The organism is Thermosynechococcus sp. HY596 (assembly GCF_030518715.1).
GTDB lineage: Bacteria > Cyanobacteriota > Cyanobacteriia > Thermosynechococcales > Thermosynechococcaceae > Thermosynechococcus.
This window is the reverse complement of record NZ_CP130346.1, coordinates 2,208,458-2,228,005: the sequence shown is the minus strand read 5'-3', so window position 1 is coordinate 2,228,005 and position 19,548 is coordinate 2,208,458. Positions and strand designations below refer to the sequence as shown.

17 protein-coding genes and 1 tRNA gene are annotated in these 19,548 nt (G+C 54.4%); 12 read left to right on the top strand and 6 right to left on the bottom strand.

What is annotated here, in order from left to right; genetic code table 11:
- From QYC28_RS10985 to QYC28_RS10975, 3 genes are all read left to right on the top strand, one after another.
- Complete coding sequence (locus QYC28_RS10985) at positions 1-465, top strand: MEKHLA domain-containing protein (protein ID WP_149821808.1); 465 nt, start codon at positions 1-3, stop codon at positions 463-465.
- 45 nt (positions 466-510) lie between these two features.
- A complete protein-coding gene (locus QYC28_RS10980) occupies positions 511-1,521 on the top strand; it encodes a DUF389 domain-containing protein (RefSeq protein ID WP_302679483.1) in 1,011 nt (336 codons plus the stop codon).
- Between the two features lie 91 nt (positions 1,522-1,612).
- Positions 1,613-2,524 carry a branched-chain amino acid transaminase gene (locus QYC28_RS10975; RefSeq protein ID WP_149820790.1) on the top strand — a complete coding sequence of 304 codons (912 nt, stop codon included), beginning with the start codon at positions 1,613-1,615 and terminating at the stop codon, positions 2,522-2,524.
- 20 nt (positions 2,525-2,544) lie between these two features.
- On the opposite strand, the gene QYC28_RS10970 is transcribed toward QYC28_RS10975, so the two are convergent.
- The 3 genes from QYC28_RS10970 to QYC28_RS10960 form a co-directional block, all read right to left on the bottom strand.
- A complete protein-coding gene (locus QYC28_RS10970; protein ID WP_226971953.1) occupies positions 2,545-2,949 on the bottom strand; it encodes an ATP-binding protein in 405 nt (134 codons plus the stop codon).
- 163 nt (positions 2,950-3,112) lie between these two features.
- Positions 3,113-5,731, bottom strand: coding sequence for an AAA-like domain-containing protein (locus QYC28_RS10965; RefSeq protein ID WP_302679482.1), 2,619 nt, complete (start codon positions 5,729-5,731; stop codon positions 3,113-3,115).
- Positions 5,732-5,919: 188 nt separating this feature from the next.
- Positions 5,920-6,303 carry a DUF4359 domain-containing protein gene (locus QYC28_RS10960; RefSeq protein ID WP_302679481.1) on the bottom strand — a complete coding sequence of 128 codons (384 nt, stop codon included), beginning with the start codon at positions 6,301-6,303 and terminating at the stop codon, positions 5,920-5,922.
- A 46-nt stretch (positions 6,304-6,349) separates the two neighbouring features.
- Between QYC28_RS10960 and QYC28_RS10955 the strand changes: the two genes are divergently transcribed.
- The 9 genes from QYC28_RS10955 (at position 6,350) to QYC28_RS10915 (ending at position 13,959) form a co-directional block, all read left to right on the top strand.
- A tRNA-His gene (locus tag QYC28_RS10955) sits at positions 6,350-6,422 on the top strand.
- A 14-nt stretch (positions 6,423-6,436) separates the two neighbouring features.
- Positions 6,437-8,050 carry an ABC transporter substrate-binding protein gene (locus QYC28_RS10950; protein WP_399375151.1) on the top strand — a complete coding sequence of 538 codons (1,614 nt, stop codon included), beginning with the start codon at positions 6,437-6,439 and terminating at the stop codon, positions 8,048-8,050.
- Entirely contained in the window at positions 8,047-8,841 is a 795-nt protein-coding gene (locus QYC28_RS10945; RefSeq protein WP_149820775.1) for a TlyA family RNA methyltransferase, read from the top strand. Before QYC28_RS10950 ends, QYC28_RS10945 begins: the two co-directional genes overlap by 4 nt.
- A gap of 22 nt (positions 8,842-8,863) precedes the next feature.
- On the top strand, positions 8,864-9,709 hold the full coding sequence (locus tag QYC28_RS10940; RefSeq protein ID WP_149820773.1) for an amino acid ABC transporter permease: 846 nt from the start codon (positions 8,864-8,866) through the stop codon (positions 9,707-9,709).
- A gap of 95 nt (positions 9,710-9,804) precedes the next feature.
- Positions 9,805-10,398, top strand: a complete 594-nt coding sequence (locus QYC28_RS10935; RefSeq protein WP_149820771.1) for a peroxiredoxin — start codon at positions 9,805-9,807, stop codon at positions 10,396-10,398.
- Positions 10,399-10,529: 131 nt separating this feature from the next.
- Positions 10,530-11,828 (top strand): hypothetical protein, encoded by a 1,299-nt coding sequence (locus tag QYC28_RS10930; RefSeq protein WP_302679479.1) that lies wholly within the window; start codon positions 10,530-10,532, stop codon positions 11,826-11,828.
- Positions 11,829-11,831: 3 nt separating this feature from the next.
- Positions 11,832-12,956, top strand: coding sequence for a hypothetical protein (locus QYC28_RS10925; RefSeq protein WP_302679478.1), 1,125 nt, complete (start codon positions 11,832-11,834; stop codon positions 12,954-12,956).
- Between the two features lie 80 nt (positions 12,957-13,036).
- Entirely contained in the window at positions 13,037-13,507 is a 471-nt protein-coding gene (gene bcp, locus QYC28_RS10920; protein WP_286625685.1) for a thioredoxin-dependent thiol peroxidase, read from the top strand.
- Complete coding sequence (locus tag QYC28_RS10915) at positions 13,504-13,959, top strand: NUDIX domain-containing protein (protein ID WP_149820763.1); 456 nt, start codon at positions 13,504-13,506, stop codon at positions 13,957-13,959. Before bcp ends, QYC28_RS10915 begins: the two co-directional genes overlap by 4 nt.
- A gap of 162 nt (positions 13,960-14,121) precedes the next feature.
- Here the strand turns inward: QYC28_RS10915 and QYC28_RS10910 are convergent, their stop codons facing one another.
- From QYC28_RS10910 to QYC28_RS10900, 3 genes are read right to left on the bottom strand one after another with little or no spacing between them, the layout of a single operon-like run.
- Positions 14,122-14,865, bottom strand: a complete 744-nt coding sequence (locus QYC28_RS10910; protein WP_399375244.1) for a precorrin-2 C(20)-methyltransferase — start codon at positions 14,863-14,865, stop codon at positions 14,122-14,124.
- Positions 14,856-16,646 carry a ferrous iron transport protein B gene (gene feoB, locus QYC28_RS10905; RefSeq protein ID WP_302679476.1) on the bottom strand — a complete coding sequence of 597 codons (1,791 nt, stop codon included), beginning with the start codon at positions 16,644-16,646 and terminating at the stop codon, positions 14,856-14,858. Before feoB ends, QYC28_RS10910 begins: the two co-directional genes overlap by 10 nt.
- Complete coding sequence (locus QYC28_RS10900) at positions 16,643-19,531, bottom strand: GAF domain-containing protein (protein WP_302679475.1); 2,889 nt, start codon at positions 19,529-19,531, stop codon at positions 16,643-16,645. The genes feoB and QYC28_RS10900 overlap by 4 nt, the downstream gene beginning before the upstream one ends.
- Between the last annotated feature and the right edge of the window lie 17 nt (positions 19,532-19,548).

Sequence of the window (19,548 nt, the reverse complement as noted above, 5' to 3'; positions counted from 1 at the left end):
ATGGAGCCTTGGTTACAACCACTGGCCGTCCAGCAGGCACGACGCATTTGCGCCAGTTTTCAACAGTGGACAGGGCGATCGCTCCTGCCGCATCCTGCTGAGGATGATTTGGGTTTGGCGCAACAGTTGTTCCACTGGTCACAACCAGTGCTGTCCCACGGCTGTGAGACGGATCCCGTTCTCAACTATGGCAACCACGCCGCTCTCACCCTGTGGGAACTCTCTTGGCCAGAACTGGTGCAACTGCCTTCGCGGTTGACGGCGGAACCCATGGCTCAAGAAGAACGCGCGAGACTTCTTGCTGCAGCAGCCCGCCAAGGCTATGCCAACAACTACAGTGGTGTTCGCATTTCTCGTTCTGGGCGGCGGTTTCGCATTGAAAATGCTTGGATTTGGACGGTTTTGGATGAGACGGGCAATCCCATAGGACAAGCAGCAACGTTTAATCAATGGCAGTTCCTGTAGCATTGATCTAACCACTCGCGTGTAAGTTGCTGTACAAGGTTGTCCATGAAAGAACTCCTTGCCCATTGGTTGCATCAGGTTCAAGCCTTCCGCTATCATCGCCGCACGCCAGAAAGCCTCAATCAATTGATTCAGATACTGTATGCTGAATCCCATTTGAATGTTCCCTATGTGGTCTTGATTGTTACGTCCTGCGCAATCGCCACCTTTGGTTTGCTCGCCAACAGTGCCGCTGTGATTATTGGGGCGATGGTGATTGCACCGCTGATGCTGCCGATTCGCGGATTGGCCTTAGCCGCTCTCATTGGTGATTTCAAGATGTTTCGTGAGGCAGGGATTGCCTTGATTGTCGGCACCCTCATGGCCATTGGCATGTCTTGGACGATTGGTGTCATGGTGGGTCTTGAGATCTATGGCAGTGAGATCATGGCCCGCTCCCAACCCAATCTGCTGGACTTGGGCATTGCGGTGGCCGCAGGTGCCGTGAGTGCCTATGCGGTGGCGGAACCCCGTGTTTCAAACACCTTGGCGGGGACAGCGATCGCCGTTGCTCTCATGCCGCCCGTTTGCACCGTTGGCCTTGGGATAGCGCAGTTGAATACGAGTCTGAGTGTGGGTGCAACGCTGTTATATTTCACAAACCTGTTAGGAATTACGCTGGCCTGCATGGTAGTTTTTGTCATTGTGGGCTATATCCCTCTGCACCAAGGGCGCCGTCCCCTCACCATTGCCGCTGCCCTCACCGGTCTGTTGGTGATTCCCCTTGCCATTAGCTTCAGTCGGCTCATTGAACAAGCGCGGTTGCAACAGCAAGTACGAGAGGCGCTCATTCGCGGAACGCTGACATTTCAACGCCTCGATCTGTTGGGCATGGAGACGAATTGGGTCAGTAACCCACCCGTGATTCGGGTCAATGTGCGTGCCCGCGAGCCGGTCACCCCAAAACAAGTGGCACTCATGGAAGAGTTTATCCAACAGCGGATGAATCGCTCTTTTCGTTTAGTCCTACAGGTGTCTAGCATTGAAGAGGTCACCTCAGGGGAGCCGTTGCCCTAATTTTTTGAGCGTTAAGCCAAAATGTTAGACTATTGAGATTGCAGCTGATCTTTGGTTGCATCTGTCTTTTGTCAACGCTTCCCATTGACGCATGAGTGACTTTCTCCCCTACGCCTATCTCAACGGTCAGTTTGTTCCCTTTGCAGAGGCCAAAATTTCTGTGGCCACCCATGCCCTCCACTACGGAACAGCCGCCCTAGGAGGCTTGCGCGGTCTCCCCAATCCGGCCAATTCCAAGGAAATTCTCCTCTTTCGGCTGGAGGATCACTGTCGTCGCCTCAGTCGCAGTGCCCACTATTTGGGCTATGAATTGCCCACCAGCGAGATTAAGTCGAAAATTGTTGCATGGGTGCAAAAAAACCAACCCAGCGTGCCCTTCTATATTCGGCCTTTGGTCTATACCTCTGGGCTAGGCATTGCGCCACGGCTCCATGACATTGAGAAGGATTTTCTTATTTACGGCATGCCCCTTGGCGATTACCTGTCAGCTGCAGGCGTTACCTGTCGCATTAGTTCATGGCAGCGGCAGTGCGATCGCTCCTTCCCGTTGCGGGGCAAGCTGACCACCTCCTATATTGTCTCGGCACTAGCAAAAACAGAGGCTGTTTCCTCTGGCTTTGATGAGGCGATTCTCCTCAACGATCAAGGGAAAGTCTGTGAAGCGTCGGGGATGAATCTCTTCTTGGTGCGGGATGGGCAATTGATTACGCCGAGCGTGGATCAGGATATTCTGGAGGGGATTACGCGCCGCAGTGTGATTGAACTAGGGCAAGCAGCCGGTGTCAAGGTGATTGAGCGGCCTGTGGATCGTACGGAACTGTTGATCGCCGATGAGGTCTTTTTAACCGGCACGGCTGCGCGAATTGTGCCCGTCAGTCGGATTGAGACCTACACGCTGCCGAGCGATCGCCCCCTGACACGCCAACTGCAAAAACAATTACAGGCCATTGTTGAAGGCCGGGAGCCACAGTATCGCCACTGGGTTGATGTCATTCCCCTCTAGCTCAAAGGTTCGTAATCCGCTTAGGTGAGGTACTTACACAGACTTAATTCAGTTCCTTTCGGGTTCCAATAGACCTCATCAAAGATGGCATAGATCAAAAATAAGCCCCGACCACATTCACAGTCGGCGGCTGGCAACAACTCATCAGCGGTCTCAGAAACATTACTAGGAGGAGAGAAACCATCCCCCTGATCTGTAATCACCCACCAGCATTGATCGGGAGAAAAGGTATAACGGACAGACACCAGCTTTTCGGGATTGAGTTGATTGCCGTGGCGAGCCGCATTGACGAGGGCTTCTTGGAGACCTAGCCTAATTTCATCTTTGTACTGGGGGGGAAGATCACTGAGTAGAATCTCTAGGATGGGTTGGAGAAAAAGTGTCGAGGGAAATGCTAGGGTTTGCCACTGAGGCGCAACGTACATTAACGTCATAGACGGCATAACCCGCGAAGGATAACTGGGCAGCGGGATACAGTTCCGAGACTGACGAGAGTCATTGGCGGATAACCGAACCCCTCTTCCTCTAGCTTAGCAAGGGAGTTGTTGCTCGCACAACCGCTGCCTGTCCTGCCAATGATTCAGTCCACTAGTGCAGGCGATCGCCAAAATAGCGGCGGTAAAGATCACAGCGCACCTTAGCTAAATTTCCCTCTAGGGTAATCAGTCCCAAACTGTGGAGCTTAAAGCCAACAGTGCTGTCCACGACACTGCCACTCTCCACTTGCAAAATATTCCTAAAAGCAGGCACCAGTTCCGCCTGCTGCTGGAGATGCCACCACTGCCGCCGCAGGTGATCTCGATATAACCCCGTTTCTGAGGCCGCATTGGCTATTAACGCCTGCCATGTCAAGTCTTGGCGAGCAAGATGGTAAAGGCTCAGGCGAATCAGATAGGGATGCCCCCCCACCAAGTGCTGAAGTTCTTGGATCTGCGCCTCTGAAAGGGTCAAACCATGGAGGCGACACAACTCGGCGATTTGTTCTTGATTAAATTCGGGCAGGTCAACGGCTAAGCCAACGTTAAAGGGGGACTGGTTGATGTCAAGGGGAATATAAACCTCGGTGCCATGAACCACAATTAAGCGCAGGTTGCGCCAAATATCGCGGTTTTTGCCCTCTTCATGCCATGCCCGCAACAAGCCAAAGAAGTCACTGGCCACTTCCGGATACTCAAACACCCGATCCACTTCATCGAGACCCAAGACAAGGGGACGACCCTCAAACTGTGTCCCCGCTTTTTGGCAATTGGGTAAGAGATACTCCTCAAAGTAGGCGGTACAGTTGTATTTACTGCCAAAAATGTCATCCCAATACTCATTGAGGCGGTTTTCTAGCCCTAATCGCCGCCCCACACTGGCACAGAGCCAGCGCAGGAGTTTTTCCAAATCACTGAAGACTTGGGCATCCGCCAGCTGAAAACTGAGGGGAACAATGCCATAGCCCTCTTGGGTCGCGCGGTACAGCAGCCGTGCCATGAGTGAGGTTTTGCCCATTTGACGGGGGGCTTTGATGCGAATCAGGGAGCCGGGTTGCAAGAGGGTTTCACGACAGCGTTGCTCGATGGGGGGGCGCTCAATATAAAACGCCGAGGCCACTTCCACCTGCCCTTCTGGGAGTTCTGGCTCAGCCACGGGAACAGGCGCACCATCACCCACCAATGTGCCAATTTGCGCAGATTCAGCAATGGTTTCTTGGGCGGCATCGCTACTGGTGGCTACAGGGGCAGTAGTCGCATTCACCAAGTCGAGAATCTCTTGCAGCAGGGTGTCGGTGTCCGCTGGCGATCGCCAGAAGCGCTGTTGTAGGCGATGCAGGTAGCCCCGCAACTCATAGTTCAAGGGCATATCTAGCGGAAAATTGACCCGTACCGGCAGAATAAAGGGACGGCGATCGCCCCGTTGGGCTTGCAACAGCTTGACCGTGCGGACTTCCTCAAGCACCATTTCACTTTGCGCCGCCGTTTGTGAAAGCAACAGAACAAAGAAATCACACCGCTTTAGCTCCTGATCAATCCGCTGTGCCCATGCCTCCCCAAGGCGGATACTTTGGCTGGCCATAAAGGGTTGGTGACCCGCTTTTTGCAACACCTCTTGGAGGGCACTGGCCAACTGCAAATCGGTGCCGTCACTGGAGTGACTGATAAAAACATGGCGACCTTGGTTGGAAAGGGCGGCGGTGGCTGCCGCTGGAGAGGACACTGGTTTCGGTTCGGTGACTTGTGGCGGCAGCGGGGAAACAGCGGCTAGTGGACGGGGCGGCACTGTAGAAGCACCCTGATCCTCCCTTGGCGATCGCGCAGCGCGCCCTTCGGGAGATCGCCAGAGGTCTTGAACGGGAGTTTTGAGAAATTTGCCAAGGCGAAACCAAAAGGATCTGGGCACCTCCACCTGTTGCAGGCTGGCAAGGGCATCGGTAGCCGTGGCAAAGCGCTCGTAGGGAGAAGGGTGAATCAGCTTATTGACAAACTGCACTAGGCGATCGCTCACTGGTTCAGCAGCTTGCCAACACCAACAACCGTAGGGGTCTTGGGTGAGTTGCAGAGGACTCAACCCCGTCAATGCCTGTACCGCCACCATCCCCAAGGCATAGAGATCGCTGGCCGGACGCGGACGCCCTTGGGCTTGCTCTGGGGCCATATACCCTGGTGTGCCAATGGCAATTGTCTGTGGATTGGTCTCTCCCACCAAGGTACCGCCACCAATGGAGACCCCCATCTCCTTCACTGCCCCAAAATCAATGAGCACTAAGCGGTGATCCGATTGGCGACGAATCAGATTATCGGGTTTAATATCGCGGTGGATAACACCACATTGATGCACAAAGGCCAAAACCCGCAGGGCATCTTGGAGCAACGCCATCACCCGTGCCTCTGACCACGCACAGCCCGGCAACAATTCCTGCCGTAGGACTTGACCCTCAATGAAGTCTTGGACAAGGTAAAATTCTTTGTCTTCCTCAAAGTAGGCAAGGAGGCGGGGGATTTGCTCGTGACTGCCCAACCGCTCTAGAATTTGTGCCTCCCGCTGAAAGAGCGATCGCGCCAAAGGGAGAAAGGCCGCATCCGTACGGGCGGGGCGCAGGTACTTAACCACACACTTGGCACGAATGGGACGGTGAATATCCTCAGCGAGAAACGTTTGGCCAAAGTTCCCAGCCCCTAAAACTCGAATCAATTTGTAGCGCCCGCCAAGGGTTTTCCCAATCATGGTAATTACGTTTTACTGGTTTCTGTGGTTGTTGATATATTTTGGCATAGTCTTTCCCGCCCCCTGCCGAAGGCTCACTAGCTGGCGAACGCCACTGGTTCTAAAAGCAACCCTGCTGCCAAGCAGAGGTCTGGGGAAATGGGTATTTGCATTTTGCACCTGCTGCTGAAATCAGGGAGAGAGGAAGCTTACAGTCTGAGGGGAATGATTTGACCAAAGAGGCCGAGGCTCCAGACGGTGTCAATGGGCAACTCTGTCACAAAGAGGGTGGCAACGCCAAGGTTATAGGATTGGGTGTTGTAGGCGATGTAGCGTTCAATGTCTTCTGCTGGGCGGGATTCCAGTTGATCGCAGACTTCCAAAGCCACTAGGGCGATCGCGCTATCGCGATTGATGATCTCTGGACACACTTGAGTCAAAAGGAAGGTGTTCATTTCCGCTGCGGCGCGGCGTTGATAGTCGGCAGGGGTGGGATTAGTGAGGCAGGCCGCAATAATCCCCAAGAGCAAGAAGGCGCCACCGCCCCACCAAAGAGGGCGTGCCATGACTTGGGAAAGGAGAGGCACTTTCATAGGAGAGTTCTCTATGCTATGCTAGAGGACTAGCTCAGGAAGCATGGCGAGCGTAGCCAAGTGGTTAAGGCAGTGGATTGTGGTTCCACCATTCGTGGGTTCGAGTCCCATCGCTCGCCCTTTATTCTAGTGGATGATGTACCGAGCGGGTGTATCCGTGACACGACGGTTACTGTGGGGATGTCTGGTACTGTTGTTGAGCCTGCTGCTGGTTGCCTGTGGCGGTGATCAGCCTCGCCAAGGGGATGACAGTATTGTCATTGGTACCACGGCTCGCCTGCGCACCCTAGACCCCGCTGATGCCTACGAAAATTTGGCGGGACTGCTGCTGTTGAATTTGGGCGATCGTCTCTATAGCTACGAAGGCAAAGACCTCATTCCCCAACTGGCCACAGCGCTACCTGAAGTGAGCGAGGATGGCCTGACTTACCGCATTCCCCTGCGGCGGGGGGTTCGCTTCCACGATGGCACACCGTTTAATGCAGCCGCCATGGCCTTTTCCCTTGAGCGATTTATGAATAGTGGTGGCCAACCCGCCTCCCTCTTGGCCGGGCGCGTTAAGGAAATTCAGGCGATCGCGGAGGACTTACTGGAAATTCGCCTCAAGGAACCCTTTGTGGCTTTTCCCCATTTGTTGGCCTTTAGCGGCTTGTGTGCCGTTTCGCCGACGGCCTATGGTGCAGCGGGCGATGGCTTTTTGCCGACGCAGTTTGTGGGCACAGGCCCTTACCGTTTAGCGGCCTACAGTACCGATGGGGTACGCCTTGAACCCTTTGCCGACTATTGGGGAACCAAGCCCCAAAATACGGGGATTCGCCTGCAAATCTTTTCCAGTAGCGCTAATCTCTACAATGCCTTTCGCACGGGGGCAGTCGATGTGGCCATCGGCTCATTGGATCCCAATCAAATTCATGCTCTAAGGGCTCAGGCAACAACAAAACATTGGCAGGTGATTACAGGCCCAGGCAACGCTGTCACCGTCTTAAGCATTAATTTGCGCCAGCCCCCTTGGGATCAATTGGCGGCGCGGCAGGTGTTGGCCGCCAGTGTCAATCGTCAACGCCTCGCGGAACGGGTCTTTTTGGGGGAAGCAGAACCCCTGTACTCCCTGGTGCCCAGTTTATTTCCTGAGAGTGAGCCTGTTTTTCGCGATCGCTATGGAGACGGCGATTCGAGCCAAATAGACCACTGGTTGGAGAACACGACCATTTCACCACAGCAGCCCTTGGTGGTCAACCTTTGGTACCGTGCCAATGTTCCCAGTAATGTCTTGGCGGCAACGGTTCTTAAAGCCTCATTAGAGCGGGATTTGGGCGATCGCGTGCAGGTGCAATTGGACAGCGCTGACTCGGCTACGATCTACCGCAATTTAGACAGTGGGGCTTACCCCTTGGTCTTGCTCGATTGGTATGGTGATTTTTACGATGCTGATAACTACCTTGAACCCTTCCTGAGTTGCGATCGCGGTTCTGTGGAAACAGGCTGCGACAGTGGTGCCAGTGCGGCGTGGGGATCCTTTTTCTACAGTCCTGAGGCCAATGACCTCATTGTTGCCAGTCGCCGTGAGGTCAATCCCCAACGCCGTGGACAGCTCTTGCGCCAGCTTCAGGAACTCAATGCCGCGGCAGTTGCTTTTATACCCCTGTGGCAGAGTGAAACCACCCTCTTTGCTCAAGGGAACTTGCACGGTTTAACACTGGATGTCAACCAACTCTTTGCCTTTGCGCCCCTTCGGAAAAACCTATGAGTCCCCGCAAACAACGCTTGGATAGTCTCCTTGTGGAGCGGCACCTGTGTGAGAGCCGCCAACAGGCACAACGCTGGATTCGCGCTGGGGAAGTGCAGGTCAACCATGTCCCCATTGATAAGCCGGGCACACTGGTGGCAGTGGATGCCACGATTCAGGTGAAGGCAAAAGCCGCCTATGTTTCGCGGGGGGGTGAAAAACTTGCCCATGCCCTAGGGGTCTTTCCTGTGGTGGTGCGCGATCGCGTGTGTTTAGATGGCGGTATTTCCACGGGCGGCTTTACGGATTGTCTGCTGCAAGCGGGCGCCAAACGGGTCTATGGCATTGATGTCGGCTATGGCCAAGTGGATTGGAAACTGCGCCAAGACCCCCGCGTTATCCTCAGGGAACGCACCAACCTGCGCTATTTAACCCCCGCTGATCTCTACACCGACGATGCGCCCCGCCCCGATCTCGGCGTGGTGGATCTCTCTTTTATTTCCCTGACTAAAGTTTTACCCGCCCTATGGGAATTACTGCTGCCGCCGCGAGAGCTAATTGCCTTAATTAAGCCGCAATTTGAAGTGGGGCGCGATCGCCTCGGCAAACATGGTGTGGTGCGCGATGCCAAGGCGCGTCAAGAAGCCGTGGATCAGGTGATTGCCGCCGCCGAAGCGTTGGGGTGGCAGTGCCACGGTGTGACTCCCTCGCCGATTTTAGGGCCTGCGGGCAATCAAGAGTTCCTCGCCTATTTTTTCTGTCGTGCTGTGGAAAATGCTTCCCTAGAGAACGAGATGGTATCATCATCCTGACAAAAATGATGGCTTTTCGAGAATGCAGCAAGTGGCACCGTTTATTCCTCCTTGGGCAAAATGGCTCAATGGCATCTTTTTGGTGTGCCTAGGACTGGGCATTCTTGCCTTTTGTGGCTACCTTTATTACTTTCATGAGACGTTGATACTGTACGCGCCGTTTCTCCTGCAGGCGGCAATTACGACGTTTTTGATCTCAGTCTTTAGTTTGCTGTTGGCGGTCATCCTGGGGGCGATCGCCACCTGGGCGAGGTTGCATCCTGTCCCGCCATTGCGCTGGCTGAGTACGGTTTACATTGAATTTGTGCGCGGTACCCCAACCTTGGTGCAACTGCTGGTGTGGGGCTTTGGCATTGGTGGGCTCTTGAGTCAATGGGGTTTTGATCCTCGGCAAATTGCCTTTGATGTCATGACTGTGCTGCAAAGCAACCGCTTGGTGTCGCCGCTTTTTAACTACATTTTCTACGGCATTCTTGGCTTGGGCTTTAACTATGGTGCCTATTTGAGTGAGGTCTTTCGCAGTGGCCTAGAGGGGGTTCCCAAGGGACAAACAGAAGCCAGCCTCAGCCTTGGCCTCTCGGGTCGGCAAACCCTATGGCGGATTATTCTGCCCCAAGCCATTTTGATTATCCTGCCCCCCTTTACCAATAACTTCATTACGCTGATGCAGGACTGCGCCCTCTTGGTGGTGATTGGTGTGCCCGAACTGCAAAACATGACGAGCACCTTTGCCAATCCCATTACCGATCCGCAGCGGAAGCTCTTTATCTATGTCTTGGGTGCGATGTTCTACTTTGCCCTCTGTTTTCCTCTGTCACGGCTCTCCCGCTTCCTTGAGCAACGGTGGCAGCGATCAGCTATTTCATAATCAAAACCGTTATGAGTATGATATAGTAAGCATAGCTGTTAAAAAATGTGAACAGCTCTATTCAACCTGTCGTAGTTAGGAGTACGAGGTTTTCTATGTCTGACTGTCTGCGTGTTGGTCAGCCCGCCCCGGATTTTGAAGCGGTTGCTGTTTATGACCAAGAGTTCAAAACCGTCAAGCTCTCGGACTATCGCGGTAAGTACGTTGTTTTGTTCTTCTATCCTTTGGACTTCACGTTTGTTTGCCCCACAGAAATTGTCGCTTTTAGCGATCGCTACGATGAATTCGCCAAACTGAACACCGAAATCCTTGGCGTGTCTGTGGATAGCCAGTTCTCCCACTTGGCGTGGACGCAAACCGATCGCAAAGCTGGTGGTGTGGGCGATCTCAAATATCCCCTCGTGTCTGATCTGAAAAAAGAAATCAGCACCGCCTACAACGTGCTGACCGAGGAAGGGGTGGCACTGCGCGGTCTCTTCATCATTGACAAAGAAGGGATTATCCAACACGCAACGATCAATAACCTGGCCTTTGGCCGCAGCGTCGATGAGACCCTGCGGGTGCTACAAGCGATTCAATACGTCCAAGCTCACCCCGACGAAGTCTGCCCTGCGGGCTGGCAACCCGGCGACAAAACGATGAACCCTGACCCTGTCAAATCCAAAGTCTATTTTGAAGCGGTGGGCTAATTGCCCCTCTGTCTCAGACTGATCCGTGCTGTGAACCTGCCCTTGGGGTGGGTTCTTTTTTTGTCTCGCCAAGACCTGTGGGAAAACGTTAGGGTGGAACAGGAGGCCTTTTACCGAAGAGGGAGGCAAACATGACGGTCGATCGCCGCCTAATGCAAGCTGTAGAAACACTGGGGTACCGAGTGACCGCAGGGGATGTGGCGGGTACGGTGGGATTACCACTGCAAACGGCTGAAAAAGGATTAATGGCCTTGGCTGCCGATGTTGGCGGCACGCTACAAGTGGCCGAAAGCGGCGATATTGCCTACGTCTTCCCGAGAAATTTTCGCAATATCCTGCAAGCAAAATACTGGCAACTGCGACTGCGGGCGGTGGCGCAGCGGGTTTGGGGTGTTGTTTTCTATCTGATTCGCATTTCCTTTGGTATTTTTCTCATTGTTTCGATAGTTCTGATTTTTCTGGCGATCGCCATCATTTTGATTGCCCTTTCCAGTCAAGGGCGAGACGGTGACGATCGCGGCCAAGGCGGCTCTTGGGGGGGCGGTGGCATCAATTTTTGGGTCTTTCCCGACTTTTGGTATTTCTTTGGCGATCCCTCTCCCCAGCGATCGCGCCCCCGGTCACAGGACAATGACGAGGAAATGAACTTCTTTGAGGGGGTCTATTCTTTCCTCTTTGGCGATGGCAATCCCAATGCCGACCTCGAAGAACGCCGCTGGCAACTCATTGGCCAAGTGATCCGCAACAATGGCGGGGCAGTCACGGCAGAGCAAATTGCCCCCTATCTCGATTTAGAAACAGATCCGGGGGACGATGAGTGGTATATGCTGCCGGTGCTCACCCACTTTAACGGTCGCCCCGAAGTCACAGAGACAGGGCAGATTATCTATCGCTTTCCTGAGTTACAAACGACGGCTCAAACTCGCAAAGGGCAACGGCAGACGCTTCCCCCCATCTTGGAAGAGCACCGCTGGCGCTTTAGTCGGGCACCCGCTTGGCAAATTATGGTGGCCATTGGCTTGGGCTGTGTCAATCTGATCGGGGCGCTGATGCTGTGGTACCTCTTGGGAGATGGGGCGATCGCCCAAGAACTGGGGGGGCTGGTGGCCTTTGTGGCCTCCATCTTTTGGATTTTGCTGGGCTATGGTATTGGCTTTTTGGGTATTCCCTTGGGGCGGTACTACTGGTTACTGTGGCAAAATCAACGCATTCGCGATCGCAATGCCCGCCGCTACCACTACGCCAATATTCTGACCAATCCCACACCGCAGTTGCGTGCCAAATTACGGGCAGCTCAAGCCTATGCCCAGCAGCGGCAAATCCGTGAACAGGATGTTATCTATCGCTCAGATCAGGATTTAGTGGAGCAGGAACTCGCCCAATCGGAAGCCATCGATCGCGAATGGTTACGCCGACTGGAATCGGAGTAGATCATGACCCGCTCCTCCCTGCGCCCAGCGGCTGCCACTGGAGATCTCAAGGCCATTCAAGCCCTCCTAGAAGCGGCCCTTGCTCCCAAGGGGATAACCGTCACGGTGAGCCAGCGGCGCGAATGTCTCTTGTTGCACCTCCAGTGTCCAACGAGTGTCCCAGCTGCAATTGTGCTAACGCTACTCGCTCGCGAACTGATCCACTGGCCAAGCTATGCCCACAGCAGCATCCTGATCACGGCCTGCCAAGACAGCCATGAACTCTGGGAAGAGGTGCTTGATCTCATCAGTCGCCATGAGTTACAACGCCTTGCCAAGGGGGAGCATCTACGTCAGACTCTCTCCCTCCCTTCTCCTCCTCGCAAGGAAGAGTTCGGCATTCCTGTCCAACCCCTCAGCACCAAAGATTGGCAAGTGATCGCGGCGGGGTTGGGTCTATCGCTCCTTCTTCTTACGTCAGAGCAGGTGATGTTTTTGCTCAGTCCGCTGATTACCCTTGTCCACGAAATGGGTCATGCAGTAATGGCGTGGCTCTTTGGCTATCCAGCGGTTCCCGCCTTTGATTTTCGCTACGGTGGTGGCGTCACTCTCCATGGCGATCGCGCGGGCGGCATCGTTCTGCTCATTTATACGGGATTGCTGGCCTTGGCCTATTTCTACCGTCACAATCGGCTGACCCTTATTTGCCTTGGGGTCTTTACGCTGCTTTATACCCTTGTGGCCTTTAGTCCAGTCCATGAAATGCTCTTTGTAGCGATGGGGCATGGCTTTGAACTCATTTTTGCCGTCGTTTTTCTCTACCGTGCCCTCAGTGGTTGGGGCTGCCGCTATCCCATTGAACGTCCCCTCTACGGTATGGTGGGGTTTTTCATTGTGTTTTTTAATATGCGCTTTGCTTGGCAGTTGCAGTTTAATCCTGTGTTTCGAGAGATGTACCTGATGGGCAAAGGGGGCATTGATCACGATTTTGTGCGTCTGGCTCGCGACTTTTTTCACACGGACTTAGCCACCGTGGTGGGGCTGTACGGCTTTTTTGTGGTTCTGACACCGGCGATCGCCTTCCTGCTCTATCGTTATCGCCAGCTCATGCTGTACCTGTTCATTCGCCTCTTTATCTCTGAGGGCTAAAGGCTACGCCCCTTAGCCACCACAGCAGGAGCCAAACTGGGGGAAGATAGATATGGCCAACCATTGGAAATTGCTCAGAAATGTCCCTGACCGTTGGGGCGATCGCCCCTTCCTTTGAACTGGCGGATGCTACGGGTGAGCGGGTGCGTTTGGCGGACTTTCAAGGTCAGTGGGTGATTCTCTACTTTTATCCCCGTGACAATACCCCCGGCTGCACCAAAGAAGCCTGTGCCTACCGCGATGTCAGTGCCACCTTGGGCGATCGCAACGTCGTTATCCTAGGCATTAGCCCCGATAGTGTCGCCTCCCACGCCAAATTTCAGCAAAAGCTTAACTTGCCCTTTCGTCTGCTGGCCGATGTGGACACCAGCGTTGCCCAAGCCTACGGCAGCTATGGTCCGAAAAAGTTCATGGGCAAGGAATATCTCGGTGTTTATCGGGATACGTTTCTCATCGATCCCACGGGCAAAATTGCGGCTATTTATCGGCGGGTGAAGCCCGATGCCCATGTGGCACAAGTGCTGGCAGATCTGGAGCAGCTGCAAGCGTGAATTGGTTCTGGCGAGTTGTCCGTTTTTTCCTGAAGCGATTCTGGCGGCACCCCTTTGTGGCAGTGTCGGTGATTGCCTTGACAGCGGGCGATCACCTAATTTTGGTTCAACGCCGCGATACCGGCCAATGGTCACTGCCGGGGGGCATGATGGACTGGGGAGAAACGATTCTTGATACGGGTGCCCGCGAACTGGCGGAAGAAACAGGGCTGCGCCTCAAGAGCTTTGAAGGCCTAGTGGGGGTTTACTCCGACCCGAAGCGAGATCCCCGTGTTCATGCCGTGTGTATCGCGATCGCTGCCCGCGTTGTTGGTGAGCCGCAGGTTTTGGATGTCAAGGAAGTGCGTGCAGTACAAGCCTTTCCCCTCAGTGACCTCCCCTTAGCCGATCTCGCCCACGACCATGCCCAACAGTTACAGGACTATTTGAGTGGACATCTAGGATTGTCATGAACACCAAAGCTAGGTTGTTAAGTCTTATTTAACGACAGAGCACTTTCGTTGAATAGAGTCTAGGCTTATTTAACAAATCATAGATATGCCAACCGGCTATGGGGCGTGGGCTAACAGGATAGTATGCAATAACCCAAGTAGCTGGGGAACAGGTACAAGCTTTTATTCCCTTCCCCCTACTCCCCAAGCCTGCAGGCGCCGCTTCCAAACAATGAGCAGCGAAAAGTAGGGCAATTCCAATTCTGGATAGTCCCTAAGGGAGGCGTAAATCTGCTGTTTGGGGGTTGTTGCCCAAGTCACTACTGCTGCTTGATCGAACAAGTCTTGTTCCTTGAGCCAATGCCAGACGTGGCCATAGACCGATCGCACCTTCATTAAAACCACCACCTCCGCCCATGCCCATACCCGCGTCAAGTCCTCCACGTGGTACATTGCTGGCAAAATCGCTAGGCGATCGCTCCCCAAGGTCAGGGGCACCCCTAAGCTAGCCGCTGCAGCCAAAGGCGAGCAAATTCCCGGAATCACTTCAATCGCAATATGGGGGTCAAGGCTCTGGACGGCTGCCGCTAGATAGGAAAACGTACTGTAGAAACTGACATCCCCCTCAGAGACAAAGACCACATCAATGCCCTGAGCGAGGTAGGCATAGACTTGCTCTGCCGCCTTTTGCCATGCCTGTTCTAGAACATCTTCTGCAAGGACATAGGGGAATTCGAGGGGCAGATACATTTGCTGGGGGTCTTTGTAGGGGGAAATGATCTCCTCGGCAATGCCGCGCCGTCTTTGTAGTCCCGCCGGAAAGGCAATCACCCTTGCTTGCTGTAAGCGTCGCCAACCCTTGAGGGTAATGAGTTCGGGATCGCCGGGGCCTACGCCAATGCCACAAAGGGTGGCCATTAGCCCCATCCCCACCAGTGCCCCAGTTGATAGACACTGCCACTCACCACCCACGCCATCACCAAGGCATAGAGGGTCGCAAAAATCGTAAACTGCCCGCGTTTCGATTCACTCCAGAGGGTGGCAAGGGTGCTCAAGCAGGGGGTGTACAGGAGAGTAAAAAGCATAAAGCTGTAGGCCTGTAGGGGCGTTAAATCTTGGGCGATCGCCTGCTGTAACGAGGTACCCGAAAGGTGATAGATTACCGCCAACGCGCCAATCACAATCTCCTTGGCCACAAAGCCGACAATCAGGGCGATCGTTAGGGCAGGTGTAATGCCCACCGGTGCCAAAAGCGGCTGTAGCGCTATCCCCAGTTGACCCGCCCACGTTTCTGGACTTGAGGGCGTTGCATTCAGGGGTAAATGGGTCAATGCCCACACCACCAAGACACCTATCATAATGAAGCCCGCGGCTCGCGAGAGAAAATGCCGCACCTCGCCCCACGCCCGCAGAATCACCTGTCGCCCCGTCGGCCAGCGATAGGGGGGCAACTCCAGCAAAAAGGGATCCGTATTCGGGAAATAGCCCTGGAAACAGAGGGCAGTAAGCAAGGCCGCCAGAATACTCCAGCCATAGAGAGACAGCAGGACGACTGCCCCCCACTGCGGGGGAAACAAACAGGCAATGAGAAAGACAAACACCTGTAGCCGCGCTGAGCAGAGGGAAAAGGGAATGATCAGCATCGTCAGTAGCCGCAGCCCCGGCGAGCGAATAATGCGGGTGGCCATCAGGGCGGGGACATTGCAGCCAAAGCCCATCAAGCTGAGGACGAAACTGCGTCCATCTAAACCCAAGCGTGCCATCAGGCCATCCATCAGGTAGGCGGCACGGGCAAGGTAGCCACTGTCCTCAACGATCGCCATCACAATAAAGAAGATGGTGACTAAGGGCACAAACGCTGCCACCGTGGTCATACCGCCATAGATGCCCTCAATGAGCAAACTGCTGAGCAAGGGGGGCAGCCCCGCGAGGAATGGCTCCAGCACCTGTCCCTGAAAGGCTTCAAACGCATCACTAAGCCAGCCTTGAACCCCCAGCCCTAGCACCCATACCACTTGAAAGACAAGGTATAGCCCTACAAAAAAGAGGGGCAGTCCCCACAAAGGGTGTAGCAACCAGTGATCCAACTGTTCTGTTAGTCTGCGAACGGTGCGACTGGGGAAAGTAACGGTGCCCGCCAATAGGGGCGCGATCGCCCCCGGTTCAATTTCTGGCAACGTTGGCTTGAAGAGCGGGGCTTGGGGAATCGGTGCTTCCTTGAGGGCATGGCAAATCGTTGCGTAGGCCTCCCAATAACCACCACCATATTTGGCACTCAGGGCCACCACCGGCACCCCAAGGCGATCGCTCAATTTCTCGGTATCAATCTGAATCCCCAGTTGCCGCGCTTCATCGGCCATATTCAGGAGCACCACCATTGGTAGTCCCCAAGCCTTCACCTGAAGGGCTAAGCGCAATTGATGCTGAATCTGACTGGCATTGAGAATAACCAACACCAGCCGCACCGGCACCCGTTGGAAAAACTCACGCACAAGGGTTTCATCGGCAGCCGTCCCCGCCAGATCGTAGATGCCCGGCAAATCCACCAGTTTAACCATTTCACCATTGAGGGAAATCTCGGCTTCTGCTAAGTCCACCGTAATCCCCGGCCAGTTGCCTACATGGGCACGGGCAGCGGCAATGCGATTGAAAAATGTGGATTTACCAGTGTTCGGGAGGCCAAGAAGGGCGATCGTGCTTAGGGTCATTGGCGCGGCTGTGAGGATTGCAATTCAAAGGTACCCGTGTCGCCACTATTCAGGGGAATGAGCAGACGACTCAGGAAGCGGCCATCCTCTAATTTATACATATCGAGGTTATAGCCTAGGCGTTGACACAGGTTAAAGCAGACTTTGAGGTGTCGTCCGGGGGGCTGATCAAGGCTGGAGGGAGCAAGCCAGTCGAGATGTTCGAGTTGGTGCAGTTTAATGAGTAACTGTGGCTCTATTTCCCCATTGTCGGTGATTGACAGTTCCAGCCAAGACTGCATTTTGCCCCCCTGACCCATGCCTTCAATTTGTTGGCACCAGATGTCAATGCGGCCTTGGGAGGGCGATCGCTGGCAGGCAAAAAGCAACAACTCGTAAAGGATTAACTCCAGCTTGCTAATGTCACCATTGAGGGTGAGGACAGGTTGATTGTGAACTTGAATCCACAGTTGTTTGCGCTGCTTCCAATTTTCGATGCGATCCATCACTCGCTTGAGGAGCACCGCTAGGCCTGCTGTGTCAGTCGTTTTGTCCAGTTGCCATACCTCATGACTCAAGAGGGGATGGAGGGATTCCAACTGGGTTTGCAGGAGTGTGCCCAACCGCCGCAGCAGGGGAGCCGCCTCAGGGTGTTGCTGAACCCATTGCGTCAACTGATTGCAGAGACTCGCAAGTTGACTATAGACCTGTTCAAGGCGACGGTGCTTGTACCAGTTGAGGGTTTCAAGGGTTTGCCAGCCTTGGGTGAGCATTTGAATGAGGGAAGTACTGCGGTGTGCCCAAGCCAAATGGTTGACAAGGGTAAGGAAGGCCTCTAGGTGCAAGGTTGACCACCGGCGATCGCGGCGATCGGCGACAATGAGAACCCCAGAGGGTTCGTATTCCGGATCAGTGCGCAGGGCGATCGCCAAAATTTGGCCAATGTCTGGTCCTGATAGCCATTCCCGCGTACGCGGATCCAGTTCTGCTGCTGTGGTTTGAATTAACCAAGCGTAGGGATTGCTGCTGACATCGGCTTGGGAGGCCATCAGGGCACTGTGGATCAGCGGATCCTCATAGAGGGCAATCTCAGCATCGTTGCGAATGGCAAATTTGGGATGGCCGGGGGGCGGTGCCACAATCGAACCAACCGTCTGACCGGGTCGCCAAGTCACTAAGGCCACAAGGGGCACCTGCATTAAGTTCATGAGCTGCTGTAAGCCCGTCAGTTCAATGCGCTCGAGGTTTTGGGTGCGTTGCAGTGCCGTAAAACCCGCCAACATCGCTGATCGCACCTGCTCCTGCTGCGTATTGGTGGTTTGCAGTTGCCACTGATGGCTAATGAGGCCAAGGGTGCGCGCCACCTCCTGGATCAGGGTTTGCTGACTTTTGCTCCAAACTGTGGGTTCAGTGCGCCCCACTAACAGCAGTGCTTCCAAGGAATGGCCGGGGGTGGTGGTTGCTACCACAAGGGACTGGATATGCAGCTTGTCGAGAACCTCTTTCCAAGAGTAGAGGCGCAGTTCATGGCTATAGTCCTCAAGGGCAATGGCTGTGGTGGCCGTTTCCAAAAGTTGCCAATCCATTTTTTGTAATGGCGGGAAGGGCGGATGGCGATCGCGCCCCCGGGGCGCTGGATACTGAAATAGGACATCAAACGCTTGGGTCAGGGAGTTGTAGCTTAACAAAAAGACCCACTGTGCCCCTAAATCTGCCGCTAACCTTTCGCCCGCATGCTGGAGCACCCGCTTCCAGTCCTGCTCATCACAAATCGCTTGCGCCAACTCACTCACCAAGCTTTGGGCATGCTGGGTCTGTGCTAGGAGGTGCTCGAGGCGTTCAGTGGGGGCTGCCAAGGCCAATAGCTCTGCGGTGACTTGGAGAAGTTTCTTTTCATTGTCATTCCAAGGGTAAGGCTCACTGCGCTCGAATGTGAGAAAGCCCACGACATCGGTGCCCACCAGAATCGGGGTCGCCACTAGGGCACGGCAATTCAGCATTTGCATTAACCGTAAGGGTGCGGTAGCACTGACCACACTTTGACTATCGCTGACACTCACGGTTTGGCCGCTGGCAAGGGCAGTATAACAACCTGCTAACTCCTGCTGTGTAATCGCTAAGGGTTGCCGCTGGCTCTCGCGGCTCTGGGGTTTACCAACGGTGTAACTGCGCCGCCGATAGAGGGGTTGCTCCAAATCTCGCCAAAAGAGGCTGGTACGTTGAGGTTGACAGAATTGGTGCACTGCCCGCAACAGGGCTTCAATGCGTTGACCCAAGCTAGGCGCACGACTGGCCTCCTGAAGCAGATGGCGTACGGGGTCATCACTAGTAATTGTGGGAGCAGCCGCTTGCTTTGCTTCTGGTGCTGCTTTCGTTGCTGGCGTGGCTGTTAGGCGTTCCAGTTCGGCGCCAAGGGCACTCACCAAGAGGCTCATGTGGGCCAAATCATCCCCCCGCAGGGTATCGCCCCATGTGGTGGAACCGATCATGAGAATGCCGAGGGGTTGACGATGGCGGATAATGGGATAGATGGCCGTGCCTTGAATGCCCAAACGGGTAGCGGCTTCCCGTAACTCTGCTAGACGTACTTCCTCCTTGAGACTGGGCAAACTAATCGGCTTGCGGTTCATCAACACCTGATCGAGAAGGCTGCCGGCAGCAAGGGTCAGTTTCTGCTTGAGGAAGGGATGATCACCAACGGGCGTGGTTCCCCCTTGGCCAATGAGTTGTTTGGCGGCTTCATTGTATAGTCCCAGCCAGACAAAGGACATGCCGAGGGTTTCTTGGACAAAGCTGACCAAGGGAGCAATGAGTCCGCCAATTTGCTCTTGCTGTTGCAGTTGCTTAATGGTGTTAACCAGTGCCGCCAAAGCGGGGCTGACCTTCGAGGATTTGGCAGAGGTCATAGGGGCGATCGCAACCG